Origin of the sequence: Alteromonas stellipolaris, assembly GCF_001562115.1 — a bacterium.
Classification (GTDB): Bacteria; Pseudomonadota; Gammaproteobacteria; order Enterobacterales; family Alteromonadaceae; genus Alteromonas; species Alteromonas stellipolaris.
The window spans coordinates 372,234-388,137 of sequence record NZ_CP013926.1 but is presented as its reverse complement, the minus strand read 5'-3'; the positions used below and the strand labels follow the sequence as shown (position 1 = coordinate 388,137).

General features: G+C 43.6%; 14 protein-coding genes and 1 tRNA gene. 9 read left to right on the top strand and 6 right to left on the bottom strand.

The features are described 5' to 3' along the window. Nucleotides 1-36 precede the first annotated feature (36 nt). Together AVL57_RS01550 and AVL57_RS01545 are read left to right on the top strand one after the other, a co-directional pair. Nucleotides 37-726: a response regulator transcription factor gene (locus tag AVL57_RS01550; RefSeq protein ID WP_057794534.1), complete on the top strand. Its 690-nt coding sequence runs from the start codon at nt 37-39 to the stop codon at nt 724-726. After that, nucleotides 723-2,207, top strand: a complete 1,485-nt coding sequence (locus tag AVL57_RS01545; protein ID WP_231751152.1) for a sensor histidine kinase — start codon at nt 723-725, stop codon at nt 2,205-2,207. The genes AVL57_RS01550 and AVL57_RS01545 overlap by 4 nt, the downstream gene beginning before the upstream one ends. 48 nt (nt 2,208-2,255) lie before the next feature. Here AVL57_RS01545 and AVL57_RS01540 read toward each other — a convergent pair whose 3' ends face one another. The 3 genes from AVL57_RS01540 to AVL57_RS01530 form a co-directional block, all read right to left on the bottom strand. After that, nucleotides 2,256-3,494, bottom strand: a complete 1,239-nt coding sequence (locus AVL57_RS01540; RefSeq protein ID WP_057794536.1) for a PepSY-associated TM helix domain-containing protein — start codon at nt 3,492-3,494, stop codon at nt 2,256-2,258. Nucleotides 3,495-3,506: 12 nt separating this feature from the next. Further along, on the bottom strand, nt 3,507-5,546 hold the full coding sequence (locus AVL57_RS01535) for a TonB-dependent receptor (protein ID WP_057794537.1): 2,040 nt from the start codon (nt 5,544-5,546) through the stop codon (nt 3,507-3,509). A gap of 144 nt (nt 5,547-5,690) precedes the next feature. Then, nucleotides 5,691-5,882, bottom strand: a complete 192-nt coding sequence (locus AVL57_RS01530) for a DUF2986 domain-containing protein (protein ID WP_057794539.1) — start codon at nt 5,880-5,882, stop codon at nt 5,691-5,693. Between the two features lie 362 nt (nt 5,883-6,244). On the opposite strand from AVL57_RS01530, the gene AVL57_RS01525 reads away from it, so the two are divergent. Continuing rightward, nucleotides 6,245-7,048 (top strand): hypothetical protein, encoded by an 804-nt coding sequence (locus AVL57_RS01525; protein ID WP_061093568.1) that lies wholly within the window; start codon nt 6,245-6,247, stop codon nt 7,046-7,048. A gap of 350 nt (nt 7,049-7,398) precedes the next feature. Here AVL57_RS01525 and AVL57_RS01520 read toward each other — a convergent pair. The 3 genes from AVL57_RS01520 to mutY all read right to left on the bottom strand — a co-directional run bounded on the left by AVL57_RS01520 (nt 7,399) and on the right by mutY (nt 8,984). Further along, nucleotides 7,399-7,474, bottom strand: a tRNA-Phe gene (locus tag AVL57_RS01520). 149 nt (nt 7,475-7,623) lie between these two features. Beyond that, the gene (locus tag AVL57_RS01515) at nt 7,624-7,896 is read right to left on the bottom strand and encodes an oxidative damage protection protein (RefSeq protein ID WP_013785835.1); all 273 of its coding nucleotides are present in this window, start codon (nt 7,894-7,896) and stop codon (nt 7,624-7,626) included. 26 nt (nt 7,897-7,922) lie between these two features. Then, a complete protein-coding gene (gene mutY / locus AVL57_RS01510; protein WP_057794543.1) occupies nt 7,923-8,984 on the bottom strand; it encodes an A/G-specific adenine glycosylase in 1,062 nt (353 codons plus the stop codon). Nucleotides 8,985-9,095: 111 nt separating this feature from the next. Between mutY and AVL57_RS01505 the strand changes: the two genes are divergently transcribed. The 6 genes from AVL57_RS01505 to arcA all read left to right on the top strand — a co-directional run bounded on the left by AVL57_RS01505 (nt 9,096) and on the right by arcA (nt 15,899). Continuing rightward, nucleotides 9,096-9,800: an alpha/beta fold hydrolase gene (locus AVL57_RS01505; RefSeq protein ID WP_057794545.1), complete on the top strand. Its 705-nt coding sequence runs from the start codon at nt 9,096-9,098 to the stop codon at nt 9,798-9,800. A 103-nt stretch (nt 9,801-9,903) separates the two neighbouring features. After that, nucleotides 9,904-10,623, top strand: a complete 720-nt coding sequence (trmB, locus tag AVL57_RS01500; protein ID WP_057794547.1) for a tRNA (guanosine(46)-N7)-methyltransferase TrmB — start codon at nt 9,904-9,906, stop codon at nt 10,621-10,623. Next, the gene (locus tag AVL57_RS01495) at nt 10,623-11,702 is read left to right on the top strand and encodes a methyltransferase (protein WP_057794549.1); all 1,080 of its coding nucleotides are present in this window, start codon (nt 10,623-10,625) and stop codon (nt 11,700-11,702) included. Before trmB ends, AVL57_RS01495 begins: the two co-directional genes overlap by 1 nt. Before the next feature lie 152 nt (nt 11,703-11,854). Next, the gene (glgA, locus tag AVL57_RS01490; RefSeq protein WP_057794551.1) at nt 11,855-13,279 is read left to right on the top strand and encodes a glycogen synthase GlgA; all 1,425 of its coding nucleotides are present in this window, start codon (nt 11,855-11,857) and stop codon (nt 13,277-13,279) included. A 101-nt stretch (nt 13,280-13,380) separates the two neighbouring features. Continuing rightward, complete coding sequence (locus tag AVL57_RS01485; RefSeq protein WP_057794554.1) at nt 13,381-15,036, top strand: HAMP domain-containing sensor histidine kinase; 1,656 nt, start codon at nt 13,381-13,383, stop codon at nt 15,034-15,036. A gap of 155 nt (nt 15,037-15,191) precedes the next feature. Beyond that, complete coding sequence (gene arcA / locus AVL57_RS01480; RefSeq protein ID WP_013785842.1) at nt 15,192-15,899, top strand: two-component system response regulator ArcA; 708 nt, start codon at nt 15,192-15,194, stop codon at nt 15,897-15,899. The last annotated feature ends 5 nt before the right edge of the window (nt 15,900-15,904 follow it).

Here is a 15,904-nt window from a genome sequence, read left to right as displayed (position 1 = left end):
TCAATAGCATACAGACTCACAACTTTGGTACATATTATGTCTGCCGCTCGCATTTTGATAATAGAAGACGATATAACCCTTAGCGATCAGGTAGCTATGCTGCTAAAAGAAAAAGGGTTTACCACTACCCAGTGCTTAGATGGCCATAAAGGCTTGCTAACGGCGCTGCAGGAAAGCTTCGATCTCATTTTACTCGATATCTTATTGCCTTCGCTTAATGGCTTGGCTGTTTTGAATCAAATTCGAAAAGTTAAACATACTCCTGTAATGATGATTACCGCCAGTGGTGCTGAACAAGAGCGCATTGAAGGCTATAGAAAAGGCGCTGATGATTACTTACCTAAGCCGTTTAACTTTACAGAAATGATGCTTAGGATAGAGGCTTTGTTACGCCGTAGCCAGCGAGACATCGCTCCCCCCAAACAAGCTTCACAGTTAATCATTGATGAGCTTCAACTTAACCGAATTAAGCAAGATGTTCGCTTTTCGGGGAACGGCGTTGAGCTCACCCCCATTCAATTTAAGTTACTATGGGTGCTACTAGAAAACCATCATGAAGTGATGACCAAAGCCTTCTTGTATCAAAGTGTGCTTAACAGGCCATTCAGTCGTTATGATAGAAGTTTAGATATGCACATTAGTCGCGTGCGTAAAAAGCTAGTAGAAGCAGGTATGCCACCAGAAAGGCTTTCTACCTTGCATGGCAAAGGCTATCGCTTTTCATGAAGTACACCCTGTTTTGGCGTATGTGTACTGTAATTGGCGTAGGTACCGTACTGCTTTTTTGGGCCATAGATTGGTTAACTAACCATACCGAATCTAGCATGAGCTTTATTGCACAGAAACATCAGCAGCAATTGCTAGATTACGGAAAAGAAGCCGATGAAATTTGGAAAAATAAAGGTGAAGAAGCCCTGTCGGTTTGGCTTAAGATGCTTCAAGAAAAAGAGCAAACGTGGGTGGGTGTAGTCAATTCAGATATTACGCCTTTGGCTGGATCCAGCCTTTACAAACCGTTTTTCGACCGTTTCCAATACGGCAGAAGTGTGGAATGGAAAATACACTTATACTTTCAACAAAACCCCGTGATGGAAATCCCCTTTGCCGATGCGAGCACACACCTTTTAATTGAATTGCCCCAGCGTATGCGCCCTGGAGCGATGTTGCTGTATGCCAACGCACTGCTTCAAATTGCGTTGCCGCTAATATTACTGTGCATATTAAGTTTAGTGTTATACCGCCATGTAATGTCGCCGTTAAGAAAGCTGGAAAACGTTACCAAATCATTCAGTGCGGGTCATTATGATGTAAGAACCAATGCGTCGCTACTTGAGCGTAATGACGAACTTACCCGCTTAGCCGTTACTTTCGATAAAATGGCCGATAGAACCAGCAAACTTATTTATAATCAACGCCAGTTACTGGCAGATTTATCTCATGAGTTACGTACACCACTAACCCGCATAGATATGGCAGTTGATTTTGTAGAGCAACAAATTAACCCGCAACAAGCGTTAGCTCGGCTTCGCTACGAAGCCTCTACCATGCGCAATTTAGTTGAAGATACGCTTACCCTTGCGTGGTTGAACACAGAATCGCCACAGCTAAATGCTGATGACTTTGATTTGGTGGAATTAATACAGGTTATTTGTGAAGACGCCCGATTCGAATACCCTGACAAAAACCTTGTTAGCACGCTGCCAGAAAAAGCGCCGTTAACTCAAAGCAGCCAAATAGCATTGGGCCAAGCGATAGAGAATATTGTTCGTAACGCATTACGCCATACGCCTGAAAAATCGGAAGTAGAAGTTATGCTCACCACCTCCGAACAGGGCTACCAGTTGTGTGTGAAAGATAATGGCCCTGGCGTGCCTGAACATATGCTTGGGGACATTTTTAAGCCATTCTTTCGGGTGGATAAAGCCAGAGCATCCATTGGCGAACGAATAGATTCATCGCAAAGCACTGGCTTTGGTTTAGGTTTGGCGTTAGCCCACCGACAAATTGAAGCCGTAGGCGGCAGTATCAAGGCTCAAAACTATACGGATACTGCCCAGAGCCATATAAATGAAGCCCAGAGCCATATAAATGAAGCTCAGAGCTATATAGTGGAAGCCCAGAGCTATATAAATGAAGCCCAGAGCGAAAAGCATAAAGCTGGGCAGCGAAGCGGGCTAAAAATTCAAATTGAATTACCGCGTTCCTAAACGTCACAGCTCACTCACACCCCTGTGTGCCCAATTATTGTCATATTGTTAAGGTTGTAATTCAGCGTTGCGTTGTCGTCGTCTAGGTTCAGTTATTAATCTGCGCCACGCCAGCACAATACCGGTATAAACCAGCATACACGCAAACAATGACACTCCCCCCGCCACAGTTTGACCAACAACCCCAAAGTATTCACCGGTATGTAGAAAACGTGCGGTACCCCAGGCTTGCCCGCCAAGAGACCAATCTTGTTTTCTTAGTACCTGAGTTACTTCGCCTGTTTGGGTATCGAAAAAAAGCGAATAAGCGAGTTCTTGTCTATGCCCAATGCTTTTATCAATGAAGAAACGGGCTTCGTGTTTATGCTCACCTATTTCCATCCACATTGAATACCAATCTTCGTACCTATTCGCATTGGCATGTTGCTGGGCTGCTTTAAAGAGCGTTTCATAAGGCACTATATCTGCCGCTAAACTGGTAATTTCCTCATGCTGCTCTCGTGCAGGTATACTTTCGCCAAAGGCACCGTATATGGCTTTATTTGCCCAATCGAAATGGAAAATAGTAGCTGTTAACGCAATAACAAATAGCGGTATTAAACACCAAATACCGAAGACAAAATGCCATTGCCGATTTCTATGATGTGAATTTTGATAGGTTTTGGGTAATAGGATTTGCTGTTTAAAGGCTCTTAAATTGAAACGCTTGGGTAGCCATAAATAAAGGCCACTTACGATCAAAAAGATAAACACAAGATTGGCGTATGCCGTGATGTTTTTGCCTATTACCCGATAGTCACCTGCAAGAGATAAATAGCGATGAAAGTCGGTGACCAAGTGAAAAAATTCACCCACAGAACCCTCGCCTTCTCGAAGCACTTCACCGGTGTAAGGGTGTAGTAAAAAGCTGTGCCGGCCTGCCCATGCAGGAATAGCCGCACCTTCTTGATTTACCAAACGAACATAAATATGCGGTTCATCAGGTTTAAGCGTTTGCAGTATCGACACCACATCATCGGTACTAATGCGGGTGCTGCTGCCAGTGCTGGTACCTGAGCTGTTACCTGAGCTGACTTCAGTGCTAGCAAGCTCGTTTTTTTGTTTAGCTGAATTCGTATTTACGTGTATAGGCTCTACGTCGTACCGTCTTTCGCTAAACTCAACGATTTGCCGTTCATAGGTCAGTAGTACCCCCGTAAAGGACATACATAAAACAAATATGCCGGCAATTAAGCCGGCAATAAGGTGGGCCCAAAAGACCCACTTCTTTATAGATTTAGCACTCATAACTTACGCGTACTAGAAGTTATAAGATACTGATAGTCTAATATCCCTACCTGCTTCATGGGGGCCGATAACAGTAGCAAACACTTCACTGTAGTCACCTACACTTGAATGGTCGATGTAGTACTCATCAAACAAGTTAGACACTGCTAGGTTAACCAGAATATTGCTTGTGGCCTGCCACTCACCATACAAGTCAACAAGGGTGTAGCTTGGTTTGTTCAAGCTATACAAACTGTCTGTCCAACCCAAATCAACCGCCTGATGCAAGGTATCAATATCAATAGACCTAACCTGTCTAATACTTGTACCTACGCTAATATCGGCGTTAACCGTGTAATCTACGCCAACCACTATAGTATCGCCGCGGCTATTACCTAAGCCCACAAATTCATAACCGTTCAAATCAATTGACGAGTAGTCTACGTTGTAAATGCCATCTCTTGGGTCAAGTTCACTATCAGCAGTTGAGAAACCAAAGAAAAAGTCGAATGAATCTACGCGATAGGCAAGGTCGAATTCAATACCGCTGCTTTCTACCGTACCAATGTTATTGAAAACAGAATTGCCTTCGTAACCTTCAAAAATCACATCATCTAGGGTTGAGTTATAAACGCTTAATCTCGCATTTAGGTTATTAGCGCTGTACTCAATTGAGGCTTCAATGTTTTGAACCGTTTCTGGCACTAAATCATCAGCAACCACTGGAATATCTGAGCCATCGTAAAGGTAACCGTCGATAGTGAAACCATCGCCAATCTCTTTTCCTCTGGCGGCTTCGGCATAACCTAACCCTAAGGTCCAAGCTTCTGTCAGCTGATAAGCAACACCAATATTGAAGCTTAGTTCAGAGTCGTCTAGTGAAGCTTCGCTGTCAGTAACTGGTGTACCGTAATACTCTTCGAGTAAAATGCGTTGCTGGAAGTCATAATCGTCGTAGCGCACACCGTAGCTAAGTAATAGTTCAGGCGTAATGTCGCTGTAACCTTGAGCGTAGATGCCCATTACGCTGCTTTCTTCTGCGTTATCTGTTGTACCGCCAGCAGAACCACTTGTAACTTCATCACTGCGATAATCTACCCCGTACACAAACTTATGCTTGGCAGTTTCACTGGTATTGCGAATATCGAAACCGTAAGTGTCGATTTCAGCTAACCAGTTAAAACGACCGCCTTGGAATGAAGAATCGGTTTGATAGGCCGTGGCTTCTAAGTACACCATATCGCTGTGCGCGAAACGGTAGTTAGCTACATAAGTATCACGCTGTGCTTCACTTGGGTAAAGTGCTGCGCCTTCCAAGACTACCCAGTTAGGGCGGGCAGAAAACTCACCTTCTTCATCACGCTGCTCAACACTTAACGACAAGTAATGGTTTTCAGCAATATCACCACTGGCTTTAAAGAACAACATGTCTTGATCGGCTGCTGTACCGTAAATTTCGTTACCGTCGCCATCTTCCATGTTATCGCGATCGACTGTGCTGTAATAACCTAGCACGCCCCATGTATCACTTAGCTTACCGTAAAGGCTACCGCTATAGCGGGTGCCGTCGTTCGAAAAGTAGCTTGCTTTAACTCGGCCACCAAATTGCTCACCTTTAGCTAAAAGGTCGTCAGCATCTTTGGTTTTAAATCGAATTGAACCACCAATTGCGCCAGGGCCACTAGTTGCTTCACCAGCGCCTGCTTGTACATCAATTTGCTGCAGTAAATCTGGATCGATAGTTACTCGGCCAATATGGTGAAACAGGGTTGACGTTTGCTGCGCACCATCAACGGTGACATTTAAATAAGCGTCTTCTAGGCCACGGATATATATTTTTTGCGCCACGCCTACCGAACCGCCGACACTAATTGAAGGCGAGTTACGAAATATATCAGCGAGATCATTAGCTTGGTATTGCTCGATGTCTTCAGCAGTAATACTTAGGTTTGTTGTAGCACCTACTACAGAGATTTTTTCGACAGAAGTTGTTTCGTCAGTCTCTTGCGCTTGGGCATAGGAAAGCGCGCTAGATAGTGTGCAAACTGCACTAATGAACACTAGTTTTTTCAAGGATGGCTCCAGTTAAATGTTTAGTTATTCTAAATAAGAAACATTCTCATTTACTTTCTGGATAAAAGGTAGTGTTTTTACATTTGTTACATTTAGACTGAAGGGATGTATAGAAGGTTATTTTTGTTCATTTTGACGCTGCACTTATGGTTCCTTATTGCTCGTTGAATCAGTTCCCTCTTCCTCAATACATGATTGTTCGCTATTCGCTTGCTCAGCTAGCTTTTCCCGTTCAGCTTTAGAAACATAAACCGGCTTATTACTCTTGTGAATTTTAGCGTTCGCTTTTTTATCTTTCTTCTGAAGTTTTTTAATGATTTTTTTACGACGGTTCACAACCAATTCCCTCAACAGCCCCACTCATTCTAACTATTATACAGGGTTTACGGCTAAAGCTGCCATATGCGCATTAACGATTACAATTTTTGAATAGCAGTAACTATTGGGTTTTAGTAACAACAGTTTCCCTACCTTTAATATAAGTTGCGGCACACTTATTGAACACCTTTCAGGCTGTTGCTACCAATTACTGAAACTAGGCTATAGCCAGCTGAAGAATAGGTGAGATTATTCCGCCCCTTAGTGAAAATCGGTGGTTTGTTGCCGCTTTATAGTGTGATAACTCGTTACTCTTTCCCCGCAACGCAGGTGTCCTATTGATGCTTGCCTGGGGGAACTCATTTAGAACGGAGATACTTATGCTTGATAGTATTATCAAATCCAATACAGAATTCAGTCAGTCCTCGTTAAATCAACTTCAGGTTCGCTCCTTAACTGACGACGAAATATCTGGCTTCGGCAACATTCTTCGCCAGGCGAATGAGCAAACAACTACATCGAAAGAGTTTTTGAAATCACTGTCATCCGACGAACTGCAATTAGTAAAGAAAGCCAATAGCCTTGCAGCAAATATCGATGTGGACTCCCTTAGTCAAGAAGGTGCTCAAAACCTATTAAGCCAACCAGATGGCTCTGACCTTGTTGACTTAAACAATGATGGTATTGTTGAAATAGGCATAGGTAAAACTATTCACTTTCCTCCTGTCAACGCCCCCGCTTATGTAAAAGCCGCATGGGATAAAGCAACAGAAGGTATGGATTGGGGAGAGCAAGCACGTATGGAGCTAACCATGTTTTCTATGGTCTACGGGTTTGGGATAAACGGCGTTACCGCTGATGCAGCTTTGCCACCAGAGCAGCAGTGGAATAATACGAATATAAATGCATTGTACGAGTATGCGAAATCGAATCTAGAATTCCGTGTAGGGATGGAAGGTTGGACTGATTACAATAGGCAGCTTGATAAGGTATACGACAGCTTCTTTTCTTCCATTCGCCAATCTAGCATTAGTACGTTTCAACCTCAGCAAAATGCTAGTGCTATGAAATCGTCTTCATTATCAGACCAAACAACCACTACACCTATGTCTCCCAGTGATAGGATCAAAGAGGTTAATCAGTTAGTGCTTGATGCAAAATCAGAATCTGATTTAAAGTCGTAACGCGCGGTGCAGCCGCAGGGACACGCCAGCGTGTTTCTATGTTTTTAAACCACCGAGATCAAAAAAGCCCTCGCATTTCTGCAAGGGCTTCCTGAATAATGGTGCCTCGACCCGGGATTGTAACGCGCGGTGCAACCGCAGGGACACGCCAGCGTGTTTCTATGTTTTTAAACCACCGAGATCAAAAAAGCCCTCGCATTTCTGCAAGGGCTTTCTGAATAATGGTGCCTCGACCCGGGATTGTAACGCGCGGTGCAAACGCAGGGACACGCCAGCGTGTTCCGCTAACTTAATACAATAGCCTAGATCAAAAAAGCCCCGAACATTTCTGTTCAGGGCTCTTCGAATAATGGTGCCTCGACCCGGGATCGAACCAGGGACACGCGGATTTTCAATCCGCTGCTCTACCAACTGAGCTATCGAGGCAAAATCTTTTAGCGTTTGGGCGTTTACTGCCTGTCTCGCTGTGGGTGCGTATTAAACGGATTTCCGACTAACAAGTCAACCGTTTTTGTTGGTTTTTTTTCGGTTTTGTTACCGTTTGCACATTGTTTATGCAAAATACGCTTTTTTGATTACTTTTCAGGCGGAACATAGCCTTCAATTGTAGGTTCTACGCCGTCGAACAAGTAAGCCGACATACTTTGTTCTAAAAACTGTCTGGCGGTCGGTTCCATCATATTTAACTTATTTTCGTTAATTAGCATGGTTTGTTTCTTTTGCCAGTCGGCCCATGCTTCTTTTGAAATGTTGTCGTAAATACGTTTTCCTAGCTCACCGGGGTAAAGCTGAAAATCCAAGCCGTCGGCTTCTTTTTGTAAACGTTGGCAAAATACCACTCTACTCATTGTATGTCCTTAACCTATTTGATGCGCTAAAGCACATGCACTAATTGCTGAATGATTTTCTTTGTGGGGGCAGCTAAACCTACCTCAATAGGTTCGTTAAACATAAACCATTGGGCTTTTTGTTCTGCCACCTGCTTTCTGGGTACTGAGTTTATCACGGCAAACACCGGTGTTATATCCAAATGAAAGTGGCTAAAGGTATGCCTAAACGCGGTTTGGGTTTCAAATGAACTGGCTTCAATACCTCGCTTAGCAAGTTCAGCTTCGGCGCTTTGTAGATCTTGAGCTTCAATAAAGCCATATAAACCACCCCATAAGCCGCTAGAAGGCCGCTGCTCCAAATAAACCTGCTGTTGGAACAGCGGCACTATAAGTAACGTACTTCGCTCTGGTATGGCTTTCTTGGGCTTTTTACCGGGAAATTCAGTTTGTGCCCCTTGAGCATATGCTAAGCAATCGTGTTGTAACGGGCACTCATCACACTTTGGCTTGCTGCGGGTACATACCATAGCTCCCAAATCCATCATCACTTGTGTGTAGTTGGCACTGCGTTTTTCTGGCGTATTTTTTTCTGCCACCTCCCACAGCGCATTCTCTACTGCTTTTTGGCCAGGCCAGCCGCCAATAGCATAGAAGCGAGCAAGTACGCGTTTTACGTTGCCATCTAATATGGGGTGGCGCTGATTGCGTGAAATAGACAATACCGCGCCAGCGGTAGAGCGCCCTATTCCGGGCAAGGCTATTACATCGTCTATATTGTCAGGAAAGGTACCGCCGTACTGCTCTACAATTTGCTTCGCCGCTTTATGTAAGTTTCTAGCGCGGGCGTAGTAGCCTAACCCCGTCCAATGGTGCAGTACGTCATCTTGCGCTGCATTGGCTAGCGCCACCACACTTGGGAAAGATTGCATAAACCGTTCAAAATACGGAATGACGGTGGTGACTTGCGTTTGCTGTAGCATAATCTCAGATACCCACACTTTATAGGGGGTAATATCTTGTTGCCATGGCAGATGCTTGCGGCCATGAATGTCGTACCAAGCAAGCACGCGTTCAGCAAAAGTATTAGGTATAACCGTATTTGTCATAAAAACTGCGCAATGAATGACCGTTAGCTACATTTAATAGCCATTAGGTTTTATTGATAAATGGCCTGATATGTTAGCATGTGAAGGTACAAATGTATTTTAGGAGTCTTTGTGACCACCAGCGCCCCTGTTCTATTTTTACCCGGAACCTTATGCGACGAACGTGTTTGGTTGCCCGTTTGGCAACGCATGAAAATTTCCCAGCGTCGCTATGTGCCCTTGCAATGGGCTGCCACCAAAGACGACATGCTCGCGCTTACATCTGACCGCGTCATTCAAGATGAAAAAGTACATCTTGTGGGCTATTCCATGGGCGGTTACATTGCCGCGTTATGGGCGTCTCAAAATATGGAGCACGTAGCCTCTATTACGCTTATTGGATACGATGCCAAAGGCTTGTCTACAGAAGAAATAGCCAGACGTAAGCAAATGGTCACTATGCTGAGCAATGGCGACTTTAAACCAGAGAACCCTGCCTATTTCGCACGTTTTGTGCATCCAACCCATCAGGAAAATGCTGATGTAATGGGCGTTGTACAATCAATGGCAGAAGACTTAGGTAAAAATACGTTGCTAGCTCATACACAGGCCACTACGCCAAGAGAAGATTTTGTAAAAGCGCTGGTGAAATCGAAAGTGCCCGTCAATATTATTGCAGCAACCGATGACGAAATTGTTCCCTTTGCCTCGTTACAAACCATGGCAGATAGTATTCCCTCTGCGAACATATACAAAGTTGAAAATGCTGGTCATATGATGCTTATGGAACAACCCGAAAAGCTTGCTACACTGCTTAGCAATTGTATAGATGTTTAAAAAAAACGCATTTTATGCGCTCTTTACTAAATATAGCGTTGCATAACATGCTGCTAACTGGATAATGCGCCACCAGTAAATTGGGGCAAGAAAGGTAATACAAATGAGGCCATTTAAAAGCCAGGCCGAGGCTGAAGCCGCTGGTGTTCACGTAAGTAAAGTTAAAAGCTTTGTAAAGCGCGAAGGCCGCTTAACAAAAGCGCAAACTCGCGCCATTGAAGAATTTTGGCCTACCATGGGTATTGATTACCAAAATGCTGAACTGGACCTATCTGTGCTGTTCGGCAGAACCGCGCCAGTAGTCATTGAAATTGGCTTTGGTATGGGTAAATCATTGGTTGAAATGGCCGCAGCTGCCCCTGAGAAAAATTTCATTGGCATTGAAGTGCATAAACCCGGCGTAGGTGCGTGTTTAGCTGAAGCTGGCGAACAAGGTTTAACTAATTTGCGTGTGATGGATCACGATGCGGTTGAAGTGCTTAAAAATATGATCCCAGATGGCGCTTTGTCTCGATTGCAATTGTTCTTCCCCGACCCTTGGCATAAAAAGCGTCACCATAAGCGCCGTATAGTTCAGCCTGAGTTTGCTGCCCTTGTGTTAACCAAATTAGAAAAGGGTGGCTGTTTTCATATGGCTACCGACTGGGAACCTTACGCAGAACACATGGCCGAAGTAATGCATGCTACTTCAGGCTATGCAAATACTGCACAAGAAGGTACCTATGTGCCTCGCCCTGAATATCGACCTATCACTAAATTTGAAACCCGTGGACAAAAACTAGGTCACGGTGTTTGGGATCTTATTTACGAGCGAGCGCAGTAATGATTTTAACGCCTCAAAGCCAACTATTAGAACGCAATATCAACATTTTTGAGCAAGGCGAATGGTTGTTTATTAACCCTTCTGATGCCTACTTCCTTGATGCCCTTAAGCATAAAAATGTCACGGTAATGCACCAGTACTTCGACATATTTTCTGAATGTGTTCGTGTGATATCGTCATCCAGCTTTGATAGCCGCGATATCACCAAAGATGGCTTTGAGGTAGTACAAAAAGTGGGGGCGCACACCCATCATTTCACGCCATTTATGCGTAATGAGCATACCCACACTGACGTGCTAATTTTCCTGCCTAAAGCAAAATCTCATTTTCAAATGCTATTGCGTATGGCTGCAGGCATGGTAGGTCAAAACGGCCGTATCCATGTAGTAGGCGAAAACAAAGGCGGCATTAAAAGTGCGGCTAAACTCATGCAACCTTACGGGGTTACCCATAAAGTAGATTCTGCCCGTCACTGCAGTTTAATAACCACCATTGTTGAACAGCCTCACTTAGCGTTTGAACCAGAAGCTTGGCTTGAAACCGACACTTATGAGATTGGCAGCACAAGCTGGCCTGTGTGCTCTTTACCTGGCGTATTTAGCCATGGCGAACTCGATAAGGGCACCAAGCTACTGCTAGAAAAGCATACCTCGGGTATGAGTGGCAACGTATTAGACTTTGCATGTGGTGCTGGGGTAATTGCTAGTTACTTAATGCTTACCTACCCTCACCTAAAAATGCAGCTGTCAGATATTAGCGCCCTTGCAATTTATGCCAGTGCGATGACGTTAGCGGCCAATGGTCAATCAGCCACCTTGCATGCTGCGAACGGTTTGTATGGCATCGAGGGGAAAGTACAGCATATTGTCACCAACCCACCATTTCATACTGGCCTTAAAACCGACTACACCATTACTAAGCGATTTATTGAAGATGCCCGTAAAATGCTAAGTCAAAGCGGCACGTTGCAAATGGTTGCTAACCGTTTCTTGCCCTACCCAGGGCTGCTAGCTGAACACTTTCCAAGGGTGTTAACAACTGCACAAACCACACAATTTTCGTTATATCAGGCAGCATAGTAATAGTACTTTTACTCAAGCCTGTGCTAACGTAAATAAATTCCCCCTATATTCGATATATGGGGCTGAATAGATGTCAGCCCTAATTCGCGCAACAGCTATAGAGCCCATTCAGAGGCCATAGGCGCGTTTATAAAATACGAGGCATTCGTGTGAAAATTGTATTCGCTATCTCTGAAGTAGAAGAACTGGTAAAAACAGGTGGCTTAGCAGATGTAGGCAAAGCACTTCCACTTGCATTAAAAGACGCAGGAGAAGATGTAGCCATTGTTATGCCTTACTACAAGGTATTAGCAGACTCGTTTGACTTACCTACGGCATGTGAAACACAAACGCTATTCACCGAATACAAGGTATATAATTTTGAAGTGCGAGTGATGGACTGGCATGGCATACCCGTATACTTTGTAGATTATCCGGAATACTTCATGCGTGAAGGCTTGTACTCCAACGCGTACGAAGCCTATGAAGACAATGGCGAGCGCTTTTGTTTCTTTAGTGGCGCAGTATTAGCTGCCCTTCAAGCCATTAATTATTCGCCAGATGTTATTCATTGCCACGATTGGCATACAGCCATGTTGCCATACTTAACGGCTTACGATAACACAGGTTTTTTTGATAAAACCCGCACCGTGTTTACCATTCACAATGCCGCGTTCCAAGGGGTAAACCTGCTTGAAAAAGTACCGTTTCTACGCCATCACCCCGGTATATTGGCACAGGTTCACGGTGGTTATATCAATATGCTTCAATCGGGTATTGAATTTGCGACCAAGGTAACGACTGTTAGCCCACATTACGCGCAAGAGCTGTTAACCGACCTAGGCAGCCACGGTTTGCACGAGCGTTTGGTTAGACGCAAAACCGACCTTTCCGGCATATTAAATGGGTGCGACTATACCCAATGGAACCCCGCTACTGATTCCTTCTTACCAGAACACTACGATGTAGATAACTTACTGCCTAAGCAAACCTGTAAGAGCGCCTTACAAGAAAAGTCTGGGTTGCCGAAGAATGTAAGCATTCCACTTATTGGTATGGTGTGCCGTCTTACCGAGCAGAAAGGTTTTGGCTATATTCTGCCTATTCTTGATGAACTGGTTCAGCATAATGTGCAAATCGTTATCGTAGGCACAGGCGATCCTAAAATGTGTATGGATTTAGGTGAATTTGCGCAAAATAACCCTTCTCAGTTCGCGTTTATTAATGGGTTTAGTTCAGAGCATGCGCATCTTGTTGAGGCAGGTGCCGACTTTTTCTTGATGCCATCACAGTTTGAACCTTGCGGTTTAAATCAAATGTACAGTTTGGCCTACGGCACTATCCCTATTGTGCGAGCGGTAGGTGGCTTAAAAGACACTGTAGTGGATAATCGCCATAGCAAAGATGCCACAGGCTTTGTGTTTGAACAGCCACGGCCTGAAGCCTTACTTGCCTGTATTCGTCGCGCTTTATTGTTTTACTATGAACACCCAGTGAAGTTCAGAGAAATGCAGCAAAGAGGCATGAACACCCGCTTTACTTGGGAACGAGCTGCAGGTGAATATATAAAACTTTACGAATCTATGTTCGTTTAGATATACGGCCTTTAGTGGCTTGTACGGCGTTTCTTTCTTTTTGTTAAAGAATGCGCCACTATTATTGAGCGTTCATTGAATTAGAAAATCTGATAATTAGCATGGCAGATCGGGCTTTAAAGCTTTCTATACGAAGTTTATTTTTGTGGGTGGTGATGTCTATCGCCACCATTTCGCTGGTAAGTACCTCCGGTTTGTCTATCTACACCCAAATTAATGCTTATCGACATGAACTGGATAGCCACGCAAATCTACTATTAACAATGACGGTTAACATTGTTGCTAGCCCACTTAAAAATTCTAGCCAAGCTTTGGTTGAAGAGTCTTTGCAATTTTTAGACGCTGCAGACAAAGTATTAAACGTTCATATCTATAAAAGCTTACCCGATGACTCTGAAACCCAAAGCTCTGTAGAACGTTTCGCCTCTTACAACAAGGGCGGTCAATTACTAATTCCTGGCAAGCAAAAGCAGCTAATCAATTTAGATCAAAATCCTTTATTAACGGAAGACAACGATTACCTTGAAAGTAGCAGGAAAATTTTTGACCGAGAAACGAATGATGTTTTAGGCTGGGTTTACCTTCGCATGTCGGCAGAAGACTTTAATCATCATATAGTTAAAACCATCATCATTAATCTTAGCGTAATGCTTTTTTTACTGGTATTCAGCTTTCTATTAGCCGTGCGTTTTCAGCGGCGTGTCACCACACCTATCGAAAAGCTCTCATTTTTCTTACAGCGCACCTCTAGGCAGCGCGACTATTCGGCTAGAGCAAAGCCGTCGAATGTTAAAGAAATAAACGTACTGTCTGATGATGTGAATATTATGCTGTCTCGCATACAAGAATACATGCATAAACAGCGACAGGCCGAAGAGCAGCACAGAAAGCTGAATGCCAGCTTAGAAGAAATGGTAAGCCAACGAACTAATGCGCTAAAAGACGCCAACCAAGAGTTAATTCAAACCCTTGAAAAGCTGCATGAGTTTCAACGCCAAATTGTACAAAATGAAAAAATGGCATCGTTGGGTGACATGGTGGCCGGAGTTGCCCATGAAGTTAATACCCCCATTGGTTTAGGGGTTACCGCTTCTACTATGATGCTCGACCGACTTGCAGTTATTGAAAGGGATTTTGAGAATAAAACCCTAAAAGCCAGTGCCATGAAACGCTTCATGGATGAAAGTCATGAAAATTTAAACATCATTTATCGCAATTTAAACCGCGCTGCCGAGCTTATTTCCAGTTTTAAACAGGTTGCAGTGGATCAATCGAGCGAAAGTAGCCGAACTTTTTGCTTTGCACAGCTAGTTAATGAGATACTACTGTCGTTACAGCCTCGCTTAAAAAAATTACAACACAACATCAACGTAGATTGCGACCCTACCTTATGCGTTGAAACGAAGGCTGGTCCTATTAATCAAATCATTATTAACCTTATTATGAATTCGGTTATTCATGGTTTTGAGAACATAGAAAAAGGCCAGATTGATATCTGTGCTGAATTAATTACAACGAACAAGCTAAAGTTAGTGTATCGGGATAACGGTATCGGGATCCCATCAGATATTCGTAAACGTATTTTCGACCCTTTCGTTACCACAAAGCGTGGACAAGGGGGGTCTGGATTAGGCATGCACTTAGTGTACAATTTAGTCACTCAAGCGCTAAATGGTTCTATATCGATTACCAGCGAAGTAGGTAGTGGTGTAGAATTTGTTATTGTTTTTCCTGTTTCCAGTGCGAAAACGTCATAATACCTGTATAACTATTGAACTTTGCTTGAAATTCGTTGGCTAACCCCAATACCTTGAATTTAATAATATTCGGTAGTAACTTGCATATAAGTAAACGAATATTAAAATTTAATCAGTAATTGCTTAAACCGATTTTATAAAGAGTGTAAAACACCATGCAGACGCCAAATGTGTTAATTGTTGAAGATGAAGTGGTCACACGTACCACGCTAAAGAGTTTATTCGAAGCAGAAGGGTACAATGTATTTGAAGCTGAAAATGGTGATCAAATGCATGACTTCTTTGAAAATCACGCAATTAATTTGGTTATTATGGATATTAACCTGCCAGGTAAAAATGGCCTAATTTTGGCGCGTGAAGTACGCGACCGTAAAAACGTAGGTCTTATTTTCCTTACTGGCCGTGATAACGATGTCGATCGTATCTTAGGTCTAGAAATTGGCGCAGATGACTATCTAACCAAGCCTTTCAATCCTCGTGAACTGACTATTCGTGCGCGTAACTTGTTATCTCGCACCACTAACTCAGCAGAAGACGATGATTTACCAAGCCGTGTAAACTTCAATGGCTGGATTTTGGATGGCGACAGCCGTTCACTTATTTCACCAACAGGTAAAGAGTTCCGTTTACCACGCAGTGAATTCCGTGCATTACATTTATTCCTTAGCAACCCAGGTAAAATTCTTACCCGTGAGCAGCTAATTATGGAAATGACAGGTCGTGAGCTTCGCCCTAACGACCGTACTGTAGATGTAACTATCCGCCGTATTCGCAAGCACTTCGAATCAGATCCTTCTGATGAAGAGTTGATTGTGACCATCCACGGTGAAGGTTACCGCTTCTGCGGCTCTGTTGACGGCTAATTGTC

Coding starts and splice junctions, on each gene's coding strand:
- AVL57_RS01550 (WP_057794534.1), top strand. CDS start 37: ATGTCTGCCGCTCGCATTTTGATAATAGAAGACGATATAACCCTTAGC.
- AVL57_RS01545 (WP_231751152.1), top strand. CDS start 723: ATGAAGTACACCCTGTTTTGGCGTATGTGTACTGTAATTGGCGTAGGT.
- AVL57_RS01540 (WP_057794536.1), bottom strand. CDS start 3,494: ATGAGTGCTAAATCTATAAAGAAGTGGGTCTTTTGGGCCCACCTTATT.
- AVL57_RS01525 (WP_061093568.1), top strand. CDS start 6,245: ATGCTTGATAGTATTATCAAATCCAATACAGAATTCAGTCAGTCCTCG.
- AVL57_RS01515 (WP_013785835.1), bottom strand. CDS start 7,896: ATGAGTAGAGTGGTATTTTGCCAACGTTTACAAAAAGAAGCCGACGGC.
- mutY (WP_057794543.1), bottom strand. CDS start 8,984: ATGACAAATACGGTTATACCTAATACTTTTGCTGAACGCGTGCTTGCT.
- trmB (WP_057794547.1), top strand. CDS start 9,904: ATGAGGCCATTTAAAAGCCAGGCCGAGGCTGAAGCCGCTGGTGTTCAC.
- AVL57_RS01495 (WP_057794549.1), top strand. CDS start 10,623: ATGATTTTAACGCCTCAAAGCCAACTATTAGAACGCAATATCAACATT.
- AVL57_RS01485 (WP_057794554.1), top strand. CDS start 13,381: ATGGCAGATCGGGCTTTAAAGCTTTCTATACGAAGTTTATTTTTGTGG.
- arcA (WP_013785842.1), top strand. CDS start 15,192: ATGCAGACGCCAAATGTGTTAATTGTTGAAGATGAAGTGGTCACACGT.